Genomic DNA, 17029 nt, shown 5'->3' with positions numbered 1-17029 from the left:
GTCGATCCTTCAGAATGATGTCCGCGTCAGCGGGCCCATTCGGGAGCGATCCGGTCGAAAAGGGCGGGAACCCCCATGCCTGCCGTCACGATCCCGAGGGCCAGCAGCAGGGCGACGACGGCGCCGGCGATCATGACCCCCAACCGTGCGCCGATCCCGCGAGGCGGGGACGGCAGAGGCCAGGACGGCAGGACTTCGGCGCTGTCGTCGACCGACCGTTCAGCCGACGCCGGGTCAACTGGCCCGGCATCGACCGGTTCGGAAATGAGTATCGACGCCTCTGAGTAGGCGATACTCAGTCGGCGCGCGGCCAGTTTTCGATCCGACACGCCCAGCTTGGCGTAGGCGCGGTGAAGGTGGTTGCCGACGGTGCGGGGCGATATGCCCAGGCGCGCGGCGATCTCCTTATCCTCCAGCCCCTGACCGGCCAGATGGACACATTCGATCTCTCTCGTGGTCAGGCTGTCAGGCATCGGATCCCCCCGCGTGGTGTTTACCGTATTTCTCGCAGGTGTCAGCCGCCTATGATTAGGGTCCGAAGGATGTCCAACGGCGCAGACACGTCGTCAGATCACTTGAACATATAAGCATATCTTTATATGTCTGTCGGCCTGACACAGACAGGAGCCACCCTTGGCCGCTCGTTCCTCCTTCCTCTTCACCTCGGAAAGCGTTTCCGAGGGCCACCCCGACAAGGTCGCGGACCGCATCTCCGACACGGTCGTCGACGCCTTCCTGGCCAAGGATCCCGAGGCGCGCGTGGCGTGCGAGACCCTGGTCACGACCCAGCGCATCGTGCTGGCCGGCGAGGTCCGCGCCACCCACCCGGGCGCCACCAAGGAAGAGAACGAAGCCTTCACCCAGAGCATCATCGACAGCCTGGAGCCGCTGGTCCGCGCGGCGGTCAAGGACATCGGCTACGAGCAGGACGGCTTCCACTGGGAGACGGCGGAATACGCCTGCTACCTGCACGCCCAGTCGGCCGACATCGCCGTCGGCGTCGACTCGACCAACGAGAAGGACGAGGGCGCGGGCGATCAGGGGATCATGTTCGGCTATGCCTCTAACGAGACGCCCGAGCTGATGCCGGCGACCCTGCAATACAGCCACAACATCCTGAAGCGCCTGGCCGAGGTGCGCCACGCCGGCGGTTCGCAGCTGGAGCCCGACGCCAAGAGCCAGGTCACGATCGAATACCAGGACGGCAAGCCGGTTCGCGCGACGTCCATCGTCCTGTCGACCCAGCACGCCAAGGGTCTCAGCTCCGAACAGGTCGCCGAGATCGTCAAGCCCTACATCCTCGAAGTGCTGCCGGAAGGCTTCACCGACGAGAACACCGTCTGGCACATCAATCCGACCGGCATCTTCGAGATCGGCGGGCCTGACGGCGACGCCGGCCTGACCGGGCGCAAGATCATCGTCGACACCTACGGCGGCGCGGCGCCGCATGGCGGCGGGGCCTTCTCGGGCAAGGACCCGACCAAGGTGGACCGTTCGGCCGCCTACGCCTGCCGCTACCTGGCCAAGAACGTGGTCGCCGCCGGTCTGGCCGACCGCTGCACCATCCAGATCTCCTACGCCATCGGCGTGGCCAAGCCCCAGTCGATCCACGTCGATCTGCACGGCACCGGCAAGATTTCGGAAGCGGTGCTGGAAGACAAAATCCTGGACCTGATCGGCGGCGCGACGCCGCGTGCGATCCGTCAGCATCTGGGCCTGAACAAGCCGATCTACGCCCGCACCACGGCCTATGGCCACTTCGGCCGCGAGCCGGATGCGGACGGCGGTTTCAGCTGGGAAAAGACCGATCTGGTCGATCAGCTCAAGGCGCTGGTCTAAACCGAGGTCAGGCGGCCTGGTCGTCGACGATCAGGCCGCGCACGCCCGTCAGATTGGCGTCGGTGAGATCGATCTGGCGCGTCTGGGCGCCGTGCAGGATCGCCCGGCCCAGGTCGGCGCCGACCAGCATCGCGCGTTTCAGATCGGCGCCCGACAGGTCGGCGCCGCGCAGGACCGCCCCGGTCAGATCGGCCGGCATCAACCGATCCGCTGCGATCAGAAGCGGCCCCAACTGCGCCTCGCGCAGGTCCGCCCCATTCAGCCGCGCGCCCTTCAGACGCGCCCCGCGCAGATCGGCCCGACGCAGCCGGGCGGACCTCAGGTCGGCGTTTTCGAGCTGGGCGCCCTGCAGCTGCACTCCTTCCATGTCCAGGCCATAAAAGACCGCCCCCTTGGCCGACAGGGCGGTCAGGTTCAGTCCGGTGATGGATTTCAGCGGACGCAGATCGACCCCGTCGAAGACGGACGGCTGCCCCTCCGCCCCGCCCGTCTCGCACCAGCGGGCGTGTTCGCGCAGCATTTCGGCCGCCGGCATCCGATCCACGGACTCGCAGGCCGAACGATTGTCCGTCAGCGCGCCCTGCATGTCCGCCCCGTCGGCGCGCCACAGGGTCGTCTTGCAGCCGACCAGGATGGCGTCGCGCAGGTCGGCGCCCGACAGGTCCGCCCCCGACAGGTCCGCCCCGGCCAGGTCCGCGCCCCGGAAATCGGCCTGTTTCAGATTGGCCCGAACCAGTTTGCAGTCCTTCATCACCGCGCCGGAGAAGTCGGCCCGCATGGCGATGACGCCCGACATCTTGGAACGCTGCAGATTGGCCCCGGCCAGACAGGCGCCGTTGGCCTCCGTCTCGTCGCGATGACGCGGCTCGATGACCTTGAAGCCCAGTTTGGCGTCGGCGGCGGCGATCGTGCCTTCGCGCAGGTCCGCCTCGAACATGTCGGCGCCGGACAGGTCCGCGCCGCGCAGGCAGGCGCCGCGCAGGTCGGCGCGCCGCAGGCTGGCCTCGGCCAGAATGGCGTCCTGCATGTCCGCGCCGAAAAAGTTGGCGTTGTCCAGCTTGGCGCCCGTCAGGTCGCAGCCTTCCAGACAGGCGGCGGCGAAATCGGCGTCGGCCAGATTGCGGCCCTTCAGGCTGAGGCCCGACAGGTCCATCCAGGCGAAGACCGCGCGGGCGCCGCCGGGTCGGGCCTGGAACAGCCGGTCGTGTCGCGCGCAGACCACGTCCAGTTCCGCCTGCGTCAGGCGTCGTCTCACCAGGGGTTCCGCAGCCAGGGCCATCGGATCACCCTATCGGCTGTCGCTTAAGAAGCCTTGAACGCCGTCGACAGCCTCGCGGGCTGGCTCAGACCGTCAGCAGGCCCTGCTCGGCCAGGACGTCGGCCAGCTCGCCGGGGCCGGTCCACAGACGGGTGTAGCCCGCCTCGCCCAGGCGCTTCAGCTCCGTCACCAGATCGGCCTTGGGCGAGGCGACGAAGCGGCCGTCGAAGCCGACGCCGTCCGAACTGACCCGCACCATCGGCCGGCCGGTCTCCAGCCGGTGCAGGAAGCCCTCGCACAGAGCCTCGCCCTCTTCGCACATCAGGCCGGTCTCGACGGTCAGGCCCTGCGCGCGCAGACGCTCGGTGCCGCGTCCGGCGGCGAAGGGCGAAGGGTCCAGGCAGGCGATCACGACCCGCGCCACCCCCGCCTCGGTCAGGAAGTGGGCGCAGGACTTGCGGCCCGACGAACGGGCGCCGCACGGCTCCAGCGTGACATAGACGGTGGAGCCCGCCACCTCGGCCCCGCCCGCGGGCACGGCCTGCTCCTCGGCATGGGGGCGGCCGCCCGGCGCCGTGGCGGCCTGTGCGATCACGCGGCCGTCCTTGACGATGACGCAGCCGACGGCGGGATTGGGCCAGGTCTCGCCCATGCGGCCGGTCGCCAGGGCGATGGCCTGGGCCATGAAGCCCCGGTCGGCGTCGCTCCAGCTCATGACGCCTCGGGCAGGGCTTCGGCCCGGTCGGCGTCCAGATAGCGCGCGGCCGTCGGCTTCAGCGCGGCGTCCAGGTCGATCTCCAGCGGATTGCCGGTCGGGATCTCGACACCGACGATCCGGTCGTCCGGCACGCCGAACAGCAGTTTGACGATGGCGCGCAGCGAATTGCCGTGGGCGGCGATCAGCACGTCCTCGCCCGCCTTCAGGCGCGGCGCAATCTCGGCGTCCCAATAGGGTTTCACCCGGTCCAGCGTGGTCTTCAGGCTCTCGGTGTCGGGGATGGCCTTGCCGGCGTAGCGGGGATCGGCGTTGAAATCGAACTCTCCGCCCGGCGCCAGCGGCGGGGGCGGCACGTCATAGCTGCGGCGCCAGACCCTGACCTGATCCTCGCCGTGCTTCTCGGCCGTTTCGGCCTTGTTCAGCCCCGTCAGGCCGCCGTAGTGGCGCTCGTTCAGGCGCCAGTCCTCGATCACCGGCAGATCGGTCAGGCCCGCCGCCTGCAGGGCCAGGGCGCCGGTGCGTTTGGCGCGCGTCAGGACCGAGGTGAACATGACGGCCGGCTTGAACCCGGCCTGGGCGATCAACTCCCCGCCGCGCCGCGCCTGGGCCTCGCCCTCGGCCGTCAGATCGACATCGACCCAGCCGGTGAAGCGGTTTTCGAGATTCCATTGGCTCTGGCCGTGGCGGAGCAGGATCAGGCGCGGCATTCGGTCGGTCCTTGGGCGTCGGTCTGGCAGGCAGACGGGTCCCCTGCGGGGTAGGCCGCCGTCAGAAATCGGTCAAGGTTCGGCGACGTTAACGCCCTGCCCCGCCGTCCTTGCCGCCATGCCCGCGCGGGCGTAACCAAGGAGCCATGTCCGACCGCATCTTCTTCGCCCTGGCCTTCGGCGCCGCCGCCGTCATGATCGCGGTCGCCTTCGTCTGGCCCTAGGGCGGCCCGCCTGCGTCAGAACAGGATCTTGCGCAGATTGATGCGGAAGACGCGGCCCTGCGGGTCAAGATAGTCCGACTGATAGTTGACCGGGGTCGAGCCGTCGCTGCTGGTCACGGAAATCCGGTCGTCGAAGATGTTCTGCACGCCGAAGCCGATGCGCGTGCCCTTCAGGATCGGGAACCGCTCCACCCAGGCCTTGCGCTGGGTCAGGTCGGCGAAGGCGAACAGATTGACCGTGGTGCGCCCCGAGAAGTCCAGATCGGGCGATCCCAGCGCATCGCCGTTGACCGTCGTGCCCGAGCGCCAATTGGCGTTGACGAAGGCGCCCAGGCCGTTTCTGAACAGACCCGTCTGCAACTGAACCTCGTGCCGGGACTGGCCGCCCGAGCCGGAGATGGAATCGCCGTTCAGCAGGTCCAGCGGCGCCAGGCCGTCGCGGATCGTCACCTCGTCCTGAACCCGCCAGGTGTGGGTCAGCGACAGGTTGAACATCCCCTGCCCCGGCTGCATGCCTGGGCCACGCGAACCGCGCATCCGTCCGCCCGGTCCGCCAGGGCCGCGCGGGCCGCCGGGACCGGGGCCCATCATCATGCCAGCCCCGGGACCGCCCGGACCGCCCGGTCCACGTCCCGCCAGCGACGGGTCGGCCTTGCCGAACGGACGCGAGAAGTTGAAGCCCCACTGAACGTCCTGCTGCTCGCGCTTGAAGAAGTTCAGCGGGCGGGCGTCGATGGAGACCAGATCGCCGTTCGCATCGCGCACGAACCGATCCGGCAGGGCCGCTTCCAGGTCGGGGGTTATGGCGGGGAAGCTGGCGATCTCGTTATCCGCCTCGGTGCGGGTGTAGGCCAGGTTCAGGCGGAAGTCCTTGTCCGACACCGGCTGCCAGTTGACGCCCAGTTTCAGGATGCGCCGATCCTCGGCCTTCAGATTGGGATCGCCGCCGGTGATCTGGGTGATCTCGACCGTCTGGTTGGTGTTGAAGTCGAACACCGGCGTATTGGGGGTGGCGACGGTCGGATCGTTCAGTTGCTGAACGGTGGGGGCCTTGCCCTCGTCTGAATAATTGGCCGACAGCGACAGGCGCTGGACCGGCGACCAGTTCAGACCGGCCCCGACCGATGAGACGCCGCCGAAATCGGACAGTTCCTGATAGGCCAGGTTCAGATTGGCCGACAGGTCGCCGATCTTGGGCAGGACGCCGCGATCGACGTTGGAGATCGGCAGGTCGAAGTTGGCCTGGACGCTGCCCGAATTGCGCGATTGCGACCGATCGATGGAGACGCCGCCGCGCACGCTTTCGGAATCCAGCGACTGATAGCCGGCGCCGACCTTGAAGGTCGAAGTGACCTCGCCCGCCGGCAGTTCGAACGGCCGGCCGTTCAGCACCAGCTCGCCGGTCGCCGTCTGGGCCGTCGAATGGGCGGTGTCGCGCGCCCGCTCCGTCACCCGGCCGCCGATGTCGCCGAAGGGATTGACCGACGGGTCGTTGGCCGTGATCGCCGCCTGCAACGCCGCCGCGTCCAGGCCGCGCCCGGTGGAGGTGTCGGTCGTGACCCGGTTGTAGTCGCCCGTCGCCGTCCAGCGCCAATCGCCCAAATAGCCGTCGAACACCGTGCCCAGACCTATCGTGCGGGTATCGGTCTGGCGCGTCAGGGCGTCGGGCCGGTCGACGTAGCGATACAGCAGCACGTCGTCGCCGAACGGCGAGAAGGGGTTGGCCGACGGCAGGGTCAGGGTGACGCCCGGCAGGCCCAGATAGCTGAAGCTGCTGGAATCCTCCAGGCTGCCGCTCAGGGTCATGCCGACCTTGTCGTTCAGGTCGTGCTTGTAGGTCCCCGCGATGGAGGCCTGGTCGGTCTGGGGCAGCAGGGTGCGATAGGCGTTCAGGTCTCCCGTATTCGCCACGCCCGCCGTCGAGACGAAATCGGACAGGGTCGGCGCGCCGGTCGCGGCCGAGACGGGAACGCCCGCCACATAGACCGTCGATCCCGCCAGGGCCGACAGGGCGGGATCAATCCCGGTGTTGGCCGGATTGACCTGGCCTGCCCGAGGGATGCCGCCCAGGCCCGTGATATTGCCCCGGCCGTCGAACAGGACGCCCGAGGCGGTGCGGTCGATGTTGCGCTCGGTCTCGAACAGGGTGTTGGAGGTCGTGCCGTTGATGTCCAGCGACCAGCGGTCCGACCCGGCGATGCGCAGGACGTTGTTCTCGCTGGCGGTCGTGGTGCGGCCGCCCTGCTCGGGCCGGCTGACGTTGACCGAGGCGGTCAGGGACTTGAAGTCCGCCTTCAAGACGATGTTCACCACCCGCTGATTGGCGCTGTAGCCATAGGACAGCGCCGTCTCTTCCGGCAGGACGTCGAAACGCTCGATGGCCTCGGGCGGAATGCCCCGGATTTCACGAAAGCCCGAGATGCGCCGCCCATTGACCAGAAAGACCGGAGAGCCGCCGCGCGCGCTGCGGGTCTGGGCCTCCAGCAGCGTCACCAACTCGCCGATGTTGGTCGCGCCGAACGCCTGGATCTGGGCGGCGTCGTAGGAGACGATCGGCTCCTGCCCGCCCAGGGCCACGCCGCGCCGCGCCGCCGTGACCTCGACGTCGGGAAGAACCACCGTCGCCGCATCCTGCTGGGACGCAGGCGTGGCGGTCTGCGGCAGCGCCTGCACGACAGCCGGCTCGGCGGCGGGCTGAACGGCGGCGGGGGCCAGCGCGAGGAGCAGAAGCGCGGTCTGGGTCATTGAACGATGATCCGGGAGATGATGTCAGCCCCTTGGAGGACGGGACAAACATGGCCGTAAAACGACACAATTCATGAAGAAAGAGAAAGCGTTGCGCGTTTCCAACAGGGCTGAAAAACCTGCGACGGAAAGGGCGATCCGGCGCGTTGAAGACAATCGGGGTGCGTCCGGGACGCGACCCGAAAGGCGCCAGGCTCTCCGCCGCGCCGTCCAACCGCAGAGTCGATCAGGGAAGACTCCGCGTTGACCGCCTCCGGGCTTTCGGCTATAGGCCCGCCCTCTTGAGATTTCCGCGCCGTGGACGTGTGCTCCGCGGCGTTTTCCGTTCGAAGGTTTGACATGGCCAACAACCCCGGCGCCCGCAAGGCGATCCGCAAGATCGAAGCGCGTACCGAAGTGAACAAGGCGCGCCGTTCGCGCGTCCGCACCTATCTGCGCAAGTTCCAGGAAGCCCTGGCCGGCGGCGACGCCGCCGTCGCCAAGACGGCCTTCGTGGAGGCCCAGTCCGAACTGATGCGCGCCGTCTCCAAGGGCGTCGTTCACAAGAACACGGGCTCGCGCAAGGTGTCGCGTCTCGCCGCCCAGCTGAAGAAGCTGTCGGCCGCCTGAGCCAAAATTAATCCCACAGCGGACGGAACAGCTGTCGCTGTTTCGTTACGGGATTATCAAGCGATTACAACGGCGAAGAAGCATCTGCTTCTTCGCCGTTTTGCGTTTGGCCGCTAAGCCTCATTAAGGCTGAACCGCGGTCGTCGAGCGCCGATCCCGCGAAAATTCCAAGCGGGAACAGGGGTTGACGGAGTCAAACAATTTAACTGCGAATCGACCAACGAATCAGCGTTGACCCACCCGGCTCGCGGCGTAAGTTTTGGCCTCTAACGCACTTCCATCCCAATACGGATGAAGACAGCGCGGGACTTCAGTTTCGCGTTGGCGGGAGATGTCTGTCCAGGAGCTCGGCCCCGTCCGAAAAGCATCGCTTTTCGGCGCAGGAGAAGTCGTCCCTGAACCATCGCCCTGAAGCGCGGAAGGTCGGATTGGTTTTGGAGCGGCGGGCAAGATGGTTGGGGGCGCAACGGCGATGGCGGGCGGAACGAAGACGTCGGGACTGACGGACCCGGACCGCATCTGGAGCGAGGCCTCGTTGCGTCTGCGCGCCGAGATCGGCGACGGTCCCTTCTCGTCCTACATCGCCCCTTCGGCCGTGCGCCTGGACAACGCCGGCGGCCTGATCCTGGTCACCCCCACCGCCTACGCCCGGGACTGGGTGCGCAAGAACGCCCTGCGCCGCATGAACGAGCTGTGGCTGGGCCTGGACGGCCTTTCGCGCCGGCTCGAGGTGCGCTGCCGCGCCGAGGTGGGGTCGGCCCCGCCGGCCTCGGCCGTGCTGCCCGGCGCCGGCAATGTGGTGGACGCCACGCCGCGCCTGGCCGCCTTCGCCGCGCCCCAGGCCGCCGCCCCCATCAGCGCGGACGGCGCCCGCGCGGTGCGCGCCGCCGGACTGCAGGACCGCCTGACCTTCGACAGCTTCATCGAGGGCCAAGGCAACGCCTTCGCCCTGGCCATCGCCAAACAGGTCGCCAGCTGGGCCGACGGCCATTTCAACCCGGTCTTCTTCTGCGGCCCCTATGGCTACGGCAAGACCCATCTGCTGAACGCCATCGCCTGGGAGGCCCAGCGCCTGCGGCCCCAGGCCAAGGTCGTCTATCTGACCGCCGAACGCTTCCTGTCCACCTTCGTCAAGGCGATGCAGGACCGTTCGACCGCCGCCTTCAAGGAAAGCCTGCGCTCGGCCGACATGCTGCTGCTGGACGACGTGCAGTTCGTGGGCGGCAAGACAAGCACCCAGGAAGAACTGCTCTCGACCCTGACCGCCCTGATCGAGGACGGCAAACGCATCGTCTTCTCGGCCGACCGCGCGCCGATGGCCCTGACCGAGGTCGAGCCGCGCCTGCGCAGCCACCTGGCCGCCGGCCTGACCTGCCCGGTCGAGGCGGGGGACCGCGAGCTGAAGATCGCCGTGGCCCAGAACCGCCTCAAGGCCCTGTCGGCCCTCGGCGTCGTCCAGGGCGAGGCCGCGCCCGAGGTCCTGGCCCAGCTGGTGGATCGCACCCCCGGCTCGATGCGCGAGCTGGAGGGCGCCGTGAACACCCTGGCCGCCGCCGCCGGCGCGCGCCTGTCGTCCGTTTCGGTGGATGAGGCCTCGACCCTGCTGGGCATGGCCATGCGCGGCGGGCCCGAGCGCCGCATCACCGTCGACGAGATCCAGAAGACGGTCGCCGACCATTTCAACATGAAACAGGCCGACCTGCTCAGCGAACGCCGCACCCGTTCGGTCGCCCGCCCGCGCCAGATCGCCATGTATCTGTGCAAACAGCACACGACCCGTTCCTATCCCGACATCGGCCGTCGCTTCGGCGGGCGCGATCACACCACGGTCCTGCACGGCGTGCGCAAGATCGAGGAACTGATGCCGCAGGACGACCAGATCGCCCGCGATGTCGAGGCCCTGACGCGCAAGCTGCGGGGCTGATTTCCAGGCGCGTGGGGTCAGCGGCGGGCGACGCGGGAACGGAAACCCCCTCGTCCTGCCGATTTGCCCCCAATATCCACTTGCTGCTCGCCACTAACCCCTCGCCGCTTCCTTGCAGCCTGCGCCCAATCCGCTAGTGTCCCAGGTCACTTAACCGCGGCCCTTCCAACGAGGGCCGCGCCGGGCGAGACGACATGCAGCTGACCATCGAACGATCCGCGCTCCTGAAGGCCCTGGGCCACGTGCAGAGCGTCGTTGAACGTCGAAACACCATTCCGATCCTGTCCAATGTGCTGCTGAGCGCAGGTCGGGATCGTCTGGCCTTCGCCGCCACCGATCTGGACATGGAGATGGTGGACGAGGCCGAGGCCCAGGTGCAGGTGGAGGGCCAGATCACCGCCCCCGCCCACACCCTGTATGAAATCGTGCGAAAACTGCCGGAAGGCGCCGAGGTCTCGCTGCTCTATTCGGGCGACGATCCGCGTCTGGTCGTCTCGGCCGGGCGGTCGCGCTTCAACCTGCCGGTCCTGCCGGCGGGCGACTTCCCCGTCATGTCCACCGACAGCGCCGGCGCGTCCTACGTCCTGCCCAAGGAGGACCTGGCCCGCCTGATCGACAAGACCCGGTTCGCCGTCTCGACCGAAGAGACGCGCTATTATCTGAACGGCCTTTATCTGCACACGGTCGCCGAACAGGGCATCCCCCTGTTGCGCGCCGTCGCCACCGACGGACACCGGCTGGCCCTGGCCGAGACCCCGGCGCCGGAAGGGGCGGCGGGCGGCCCCGGCGTCATCGTGCCGCGCAAGACCGTCGATCAGGTCCGCCGCCTGCTGGACGACGCCGGCGGCCCCGTCGAGGTCCAGGTCTCGGCCCAGAAGATCCGCTTCCAGATGGGCGAGGCCTCCCTGACCTCCAAGGTCATCGACGGCGCCTTCCCCGACTATCTGCGCGTCATCCCGCGCGGCAACGACAAACAGGCCGACATCGACAACGCCCTGTTCGCCAAGGCCGTCGACCGCGTGGCCACCATCTCGGCGGAAAAGAGCCGCTCCGTGAAGCTGGCCTTCGACAACGACCGGGTGAAGCTGACGGTGCGCAACATGGAGGCCGGCCAGGCCGAGGAAGAGGTCGAGATCGGCTATTCCGACGAACCGTTCGAGATCGGCTTCAACGCCCGCTATCTTCTGGACGTCGCCGGCCAGATCACCGGCGAGAACGCCGCCTTCCGCTTCGCCGACCCGGCCAGCCCGACCCTGGTGCTCGATCCGGGTGATCCGGGCGTGCAGTATGTGCTGATGCCGCTGCGGGTTTAGGTCCAGTTTCGTCCGATCATCCCGGCGAAAGCCGGGACCCAGTTCTTTCGTGTCGCATCGGAGGCTGGCGTTGGCGTTCTACACCTACATCCTCGCAAGTCGTCGCAATGGAACGCTGTGCACGGGATCGACGGACGATCTGATCAAGCGGGTCGCCGAACATCGGGACAAGCTGCGCGCAGGCTTCACCAGGAAATACGGCGTGGCCATGCTGGTATGGTACGAAATCCATGAGACGCGCGAAGCGGCCTTCAGACGCGAACGCCAGATCAAGGAATGGAAACGGGTCTGGAAGCTGGAAGTGATCGAGCGCAAGAACCCGGCATGGGCGGATCTGTTTCCAACATTGCTCGGTTAGATCGTGCTGAGCGAAAGCACTGGGTCCCGGCTTTCGCCGGGATGAGCGGAACACCTTGATCACCTCCCTCACCCTCACCGACTTCCGCTCCTATGCGGGCGCGCGGCTGGAGATGACCTCCGGCCCCGTCGTGCTGCATGGGCCGAACGGGGCGGGAAAGACCAATCTCCTGGAGGCGATCAGCCTGTTGACCCCGGGCAAGGGGCTGCGCGGCGCGACCGCCGCCGAGATGGGGCGGCGCGAGCCGGGCGAAGCGACCGGCCGCGCCTGGGCCGTCATGGTCGAACTGGACGACGAGACGCGGCTGGGCACCGGCGTCCAGGCGGCGGGCGCGGCGCGGCGCATCGTCCGCATCGACGGAGAGACGGCCCAGCCCGGCCGGCTGCTGGACTATCTGCGTCCCGTCTGGGCCACGCCCGAGCAGGACCGGCTGTTCTCGGACGCGCGGGCCGAACGGCTGAAGTTCTTCGACCGGCTGGTCTTCGCCGCCGATCCCGACCATGCCGCCAGCGTCTCGGCCTATGACAAGGCGCTGCGCGAGCGGCTGCGACTGTTGAACGACGCTGCGGACGGACGTGAGGCCGATCCCGTCTGGCTGGACGCGCTGGAGGCCCGTCTTGGCGAGGCCGGCGCGCGGGCCGCCATCGCCCGCGTCGCGGCCCTGCATTCCCTGCAAGCCGCCATCGACGGGCGCGGCGACCGCCCCTTCCCCCAGGCGGACCTGGGCTTGGACGGTCCCGCCGAACAGATGGCCGAGGCTGGCGCGGAAGAGGACGAGATCGCCGCCGTCCTGCGCGGCGGTCTGGCCAAGGCGCGCACCCGCGACGGCGCCGCCGGCCGCTCCCTCTACGGACCCCACCGCACCGACCTGACGGCCATCCACCGCGAGAAGCGGCGTCTCGCCGCCGAGGGTTCGTCGGGCGAGCAGAAGGCCCTGGTGCTGAACCTGATCCTGGCCCAGATCGCACGTCTGTCTGATCAGTCGGCTCGCCCGATCCTGCTGCTGGACGAGGCCCCCGCTCATCTGGACGAACGCCGCCGCGCCGCCCTGTTCGACGAGATCGTCGCCCTCGATCTCCAGGCTTTCATGACCGGCACCGAACGCGACCTGTTCGCCGGTCTTGAAGGTCGCGCGCAGTTCGTCCGTGTCACAGGCGGCGCGCTGGAACGCGATTAGTTTGCCATTTTTTGCCATTGGCGTATCGTTCGCCGCATGGCCACAATAAACATCTCACTGCCGGATGCGCTGAAGACCTTCATTGACGACCAGGTCAGCGACCAGGGTTTCGGCACCAGCAGCGAATACATCCGCGCCCTTGTCCGTCAGGACCAGCAAAAGAAGCGCATCCGCGACATGTTGCTGGAGGGGCGTAACTCTGGCCCCGGCGTTCTGGTCGATGACGCCTATTGGGAGCGCCAGCGCGAACGCATACGCCAGTTCGAGCACAAGAAATCGGCGTGACCGGCAAGGCGATCCGGCTACGACCAGCTGCGATCGGCGATCATGAAGGCGTCGTGGACTATTACCTCGAACAGTCAGGCGCAAAGCTGGCGACAAGATTTTCCGCCGCGTTGAAAAGCGCTTTCGAGCGGATTGGGCGCAATCCGGGCGTGGGCTCCCGTCTGGTTGGAGACGATTGCGGCCTGCCGGGCCTGCGGACCTGGCCGATCCCGAACTTTCCCTATCTGGTCTGCTATTTCGATATGCCGGACTACATAGATGTATGGCGAATTCTGCACGGTGCGCGCGACCTCGACGCCGTGTTGGCGGATCGTCCATGGGACGCGGACCAAGAGTAGTCTTTCCCTCGCTTTTTCGCCGAAATTTCCTATATGTTGCGGGCTTCGGTGCGGTGCGATCCCGCCGTCGATTCGAACGCCGGGCACGGCGTTTTCTCCCCGTCCCGGTCGGGACTTCAGAGCCAACGATTTCATGACCGATCCGATTGCCGACATGCCCGAATACGGCGCCGATTCCATCAAGGTTCTCAAAGGCCTGGATGCGGTGCGCAAACGGCCGGGCATGTATATCGGCGACACCGACGACGGCTCGGGCCTGCACCACATGGTCTATGAGGTGGTGGACAACGCCATCGACGAGGCCCTGGCCGGCCATGCCGATCTGGTCCAGGTCATTTTGAACGCCGACGGTTCGGTCACCGTGACCGACAACGGGCGCGGCATTCCCACCGACATCCACGCCGAGGAAGGCGTGTCGGCGGCCGAGGTCATCATGACCCAGCTGCACGCGGGCGGTAAGTTCGACCAGAACTCCTACAAGGTCTCCGGCGGTCTGCACGGCGTGGGCGTGTCGGTGGTCAACGCCCTGTCCGACTGGCTGCAGCTGAAGATCTATCGCGACGGCAAGCAGCACGAAATGCGCTTTGAACGCGGCGACACGGCCAAGTCGCTGGAAGTCACCGGCGTCGCTCCGATCCGCGAGGACACGGGCAAGCCGCTGAGCGGCACCGAGGTCACCTTCTATCCGTCCGTCACGACTTTCAGCCACATCGACTTCGACCTGAAGACGCTGGAACACCGGCTGCGCGAACTGGCCTTCCTGAACTCGGGCGTGGTCATCCGCCTGGCCGACATGCGTCACGCCGAACCCATCGAAATGACGCTGCACTACGAGGGCGGGGTCGAGGCCTTCGTGCGCCACCTCGACAAGTCCAAGACGCCGATCCTGAAGGACGTCATCGTCATTCGCGGCAAGAAGGACGGGATCGAACTGGACCTGGCCCTGTGGTGGAACGACAGCTACCACGAGACCATGCTGTGCTTCACCAACAACATCCCGCAACGGGATGGGGGCACCCACCTGTCGGCCTTCCGCGCCAGCCTGACGCGCGTCATGGGCGGCTATATCGAAAGCTCCGGCCTGGCCAAGAAGGAGAAGGTCGCCCCGACCGGCGAGGACGCCCGTGAAGGCCTGACCTGCGTCCTGTCGGTCAAGGTGCCGGACCCCAAGTTCAGCTCCCAGACCAAGGACAAGCTGGTCTCGTCCGAGGTGCGCCCGGCGGTCGAGAACCTGTGTTCGGAAGGTCTGGCCACCTGGTTCGAGGAACACCCGGTCGAGGCCAAGATGATCGTCTCCAAGATCATCGAAGCCGCCTCGGCCCGTGAAGCCGCCCGCAAGGCGCGGGACCTGACGCGGCGCAAGTCGGCGCTGGAGATCAGCAGCCTGCCCGGCAAGCTGGCCGACTGTCAGGAACGCGATCCCGCCAAGTCCGAACTGTTCATCGTCGAGGGCGATTCCGCCGGCGGCTCGGCCAAACAGGCGCGCAACCGCGAGAACCAGGCCGTCCTGCCCCTGCGCGGCAAGATCCTGAACGTCGAACGCGCGCGCTTTGACCGGATGCTGTCGTCGGACCTGATCGGCACCCTGATCCTGGCGCTGGGCACCGGCATAGGCCGCGACGACTTCAACGCCGACAAGCTGCGCTATCACAAGATCATCCTGATGGCGGACGCCGACGTCGACGGCGCCCACATCCGCACCCTGCTGCTGACCTTCTTCTATCGCCAGATGCCCGAGCTGATCGAGCGGGGCCACGTCTATATCGCCCAGCCGCCGCTCTATAAGGTCGCCAAGGGCAAGCAGAGCCGATACCTCAAGGATCAGGCCGAGATGGACGCCTATCTGATCGAGGAAGGCTCGTCCGAGGCCGAACTGGACCTGTCCACCGGCGAGCGCCGCCTGGGCCTGGACCTGCAATCCCTGGTGCGCGAGGCCAAGGCGTTCAAGGCCGGCGTGGATCGCCTCAGCCAGCGCGCGCCCGCCTTCGCCATCGAACAGGCGGCCCTGGCCGGTCTGTTCGCCGACGACGCCGACATGGCCGCCGCCTCGGCCGCTGCCGCCGCGCGCCTGAACCTCTATGCTGAAGAGGGCGACGGGGAATGGACGGGCGCCCCGGGCGAACAGGGCGCCGTGGTCTTCACCCGCACCCGTCGCGCGGTGCAGGAGACGATCGTGCTGGAGGAAACCCTGGTCCGCTCGCTGGACGCCCGGCGTCTGGCCGAACGCGCCGCCGCCTTCGACGGCGTCTTCTCAGCCCCCGCCGTCTATCGCCGCAAGGACAAGTCCACCGACATCCGCGGCCCGCTGGACCTGCTGAACGCCGTGCTGGACGCGGGCAAGAAGGGCCTGTCGATCCAGCGCTACAAGGGTCTGGGCGAGATGAACCCCGAGCAGTTGTGGGAGACGACGCTGGACGTCAACGCCCGCACCCTGCTGCAGGTCTCGGTCGAACACGAGGAAGACGCCAACGACCTGTTCGCCAAGCTGATGGGCGACGTGGTCGAGCCCCGCCGCGAGTTCATCCAGGAAAACGCCCTGGACGCCGCCGTCGACGTCTGACGTCGAAAGCGGCGGCGTCGAGCGCGATGCGGCCTATTGGCCGCGTCCGGCGGCGATGAAGGCGGCGATGGTGGGGAAGCGGGTGGCTTGGGGCCGCATTTCCTCGCAGGCGAAGGACTTGATGGCGCCGTAGATGCCGCCGGCCGGGGTCGCCTCCCACGGGGTGTCCTCCGAATAGCGGTCGGTTTCCCCGCCGTCCTTGCCGTAGGTCACGGTCGCGCCCGAGCGCGACTGACCGTCCGAGCAGCGCACCATCACCTCTTCGGTCTCATGGCCGAGGTCCGTGGGTTCGCCCCGCGCATGGACGCGCGCCATCTTGGTGGCGACCACGCCGTCGACCGGCGTCAAGGCGTCGATGTCCACCAGATAGACGACGGCGTCGCTGCGCGAGAAGGCCGCCCAGCTTTCCGCCGCCGCCGGCGACGCCAGGCCGAACAGCCCCAGTCCGACCGCCGACGCGGCGGCCGTGATGTTTATCGCTTTGATCATCCTCTTCCCTCCCCAGGCAAGGCGATCATTTCATACCTGGACGCGGCGAATTTCAATCGTCGTCGCGCGGTTTTCCGCGGGCGGGATCAGGGGCGGTCGCGCGACGGCAGGGCGGCGATCTGGTCCGCCGTCAGCTGGCGAAGGACGCGCACGCGGCACGGTTCCGGCCCCGTCGTCGGGCTGCGCAACCGGGCCTGGTCGCCGACGCACAGGCGGCTGGTTGCACCCAGCGGCTCCAGGGCGATGGACACGGCCTGGGGCAGGTCGCGGCACACGGTGGCGTCGATCTGGAACACCTCCGTCGCCGAGGTGCGGACATACAGGGTCTGTTCGTTGGGCGCGGTGAAGTTGCGCACCAGATTGGGCCGGAAACAGGGATTGGCGGCGGCGCGCGTGGCGGACGGCGACAGGCCGGACCCGGCCGGGGCGCAGGCGGCCAGCGCCAGAACAGCGGATGAGACGAGGACAAGGCGCAGCATGATGGT

16 protein-coding genes are annotated in these 17029 nt (G+C 67.6%); 9 read left to right on the top strand and 7 right to left on the bottom strand.

Annotated features, from left to right (window positions below; translation table 11 throughout):
* Nucleotides 1-26 precede the first annotated feature (26 nt).
* Nucleotides 27-473, bottom strand: coding sequence for a helix-turn-helix domain-containing protein (locus B3Z70_RS07585; RefSeq protein WP_292023007.1), 447 nt, complete (start codon nt 471-473; stop codon nt 27-29).
* Nucleotides 474-633: 160 nt separating this feature from the next.
* Here B3Z70_RS07585 and metK point away from each other — a divergent pair, with 160 nt between their 5' ends.
* Nucleotides 634-1839 (top strand): methionine adenosyltransferase, encoded by a 1206-nt coding sequence (gene metK, locus B3Z70_RS07580; RefSeq protein ID WP_292023010.1) that lies wholly within the window; start codon nt 634-636, stop codon nt 1837-1839.
* 7 nt (nt 1840-1846) lie between these two features.
* Here the strand turns inward: metK and B3Z70_RS07575 are convergent, their stop codons facing one another.
* From B3Z70_RS07575 to B3Z70_RS07560, 4 genes are all read right to left on the bottom strand, one after another.
* Entirely contained in the window at nt 1847-3118 is a 1272-nt protein-coding gene (locus B3Z70_RS07575) for a pentapeptide repeat-containing protein (RefSeq protein WP_292023011.1), read from the bottom strand.
* Between the two features lie 64 nt (nt 3119-3182).
* Entirely contained in the window at nt 3183-3812 is a 630-nt protein-coding gene (locus B3Z70_RS07570) for a bifunctional diaminohydroxyphosphoribosylaminopyrimidine deaminase/5-amino-6-(5-phosphoribosylamino)uracil reductase RibD (protein ID WP_292045273.1), read from the bottom strand.
* Entirely contained in the window at nt 3809-4522 is a 714-nt protein-coding gene (locus B3Z70_RS07565; RefSeq protein ID WP_292020585.1) for a 2,3-bisphosphoglycerate-dependent phosphoglycerate mutase, read from the bottom strand. The genes B3Z70_RS07570 and B3Z70_RS07565 overlap by 4 nt, the downstream gene beginning before the upstream one ends.
* A 239-nt stretch (nt 4523-4761) precedes the next feature.
* Entirely contained in the window at nt 4762-7491 is a 2730-nt protein-coding gene (locus B3Z70_RS07560; RefSeq protein WP_292020582.1) for a TonB-dependent receptor, read from the bottom strand.
* Between the two features lie 339 nt (nt 7492-7830).
* Here B3Z70_RS07560 and rpsT point away from each other — a divergent pair, with 339 nt between their 5' ends.
* The 8 genes from rpsT (at nt 7831) to gyrB (ending at nt 16055) form a co-directional block, all read left to right on the top strand.
* On the top strand, nt 7831-8100 hold the full coding sequence (gene rpsT / locus B3Z70_RS07555; protein WP_135194610.1) for a 30S ribosomal protein S20: 270 nt from the start codon (nt 7831-7833) through the stop codon (nt 8098-8100).
* A 451-nt stretch (nt 8101-8551) separates the two neighbouring features.
* A complete protein-coding gene (gene dnaA, locus B3Z70_RS07550; RefSeq protein WP_409410514.1) occupies nt 8552-10024 on the top strand; it encodes a chromosomal replication initiator protein DnaA in 1473 nt (490 codons plus the stop codon).
* 194 nt (nt 10025-10218) lie between these two features.
* Nucleotides 10219-11337, top strand: coding sequence for a DNA polymerase III subunit beta (gene dnaN / locus B3Z70_RS07545; RefSeq protein WP_292021847.1), 1119 nt, complete (start codon nt 10219-10221; stop codon nt 11335-11337).
* Nucleotides 11338-11407: 70 nt separating this feature from the next.
* Nucleotides 11408-11695, top strand: coding sequence for a GIY-YIG nuclease family protein (locus tag B3Z70_RS07540; RefSeq protein ID WP_292021849.1), 288 nt, complete (start codon nt 11408-11410; stop codon nt 11693-11695).
* A gap of 55 nt (nt 11696-11750) precedes the next feature.
* Nucleotides 11751-12872 (top strand): DNA replication/repair protein RecF, encoded by a 1122-nt coding sequence (recF, locus tag B3Z70_RS07535; RefSeq protein WP_292045270.1) that lies wholly within the window; start codon nt 11751-11753, stop codon nt 12870-12872.
* 36 nt (nt 12873-12908) lie between these two features.
* Nucleotides 12909-13157, top strand: coding sequence for a ribbon-helix-helix domain-containing protein (locus B3Z70_RS07530; RefSeq protein ID WP_292023917.1), 249 nt, complete (start codon nt 12909-12911; stop codon nt 13155-13157).
* Nucleotides 13154-13495 (top strand): type II toxin-antitoxin system RelE/ParE family toxin, encoded by a 342-nt coding sequence (locus B3Z70_RS07525; protein WP_292023919.1) that lies wholly within the window; start codon nt 13154-13156, stop codon nt 13493-13495. The genes B3Z70_RS07530 and B3Z70_RS07525 overlap by 4 nt, the downstream gene beginning before the upstream one ends.
* Before the next feature lie 133 nt (nt 13496-13628).
* Entirely contained in the window at nt 13629-16055 is a 2427-nt protein-coding gene (gene gyrB, locus B3Z70_RS07520; protein WP_292023921.1) for a DNA topoisomerase (ATP-hydrolyzing) subunit B, read from the top strand.
* 33 nt (nt 16056-16088) lie between these two features.
* On the opposite strand, the gene B3Z70_RS07515 is transcribed toward gyrB, so the two are convergent.
* Together B3Z70_RS07515 and B3Z70_RS07510 are read right to left on the bottom strand one after the other, a co-directional pair.
* Nucleotides 16089-16544, bottom strand: coding sequence for a hypothetical protein (locus B3Z70_RS07515; protein WP_292023923.1), 456 nt, complete (start codon nt 16542-16544; stop codon nt 16089-16091).
* 86 nt (nt 16545-16630) lie between these two features.
* A complete protein-coding gene (locus tag B3Z70_RS07510; RefSeq protein WP_292023925.1) occupies nt 16631-17023 on the bottom strand; it encodes a DUF6491 family protein in 393 nt (130 codons plus the stop codon).
* Between the last annotated feature and the right edge of the window lie 6 nt (nt 17024-17029).

Origin of the sequence: Brevundimonas sp. UBA6550, from assembly GCF_002434505.1 — a bacterium.
Classification (GTDB): Bacteria; Pseudomonadota; Alphaproteobacteria; order Caulobacterales; family Caulobacteraceae; genus Brevundimonas.
The sequence above is the reverse complement of the archived record's forward strand: the minus strand, read 5'-3'. Positions and strand labels throughout refer to the sequence as shown.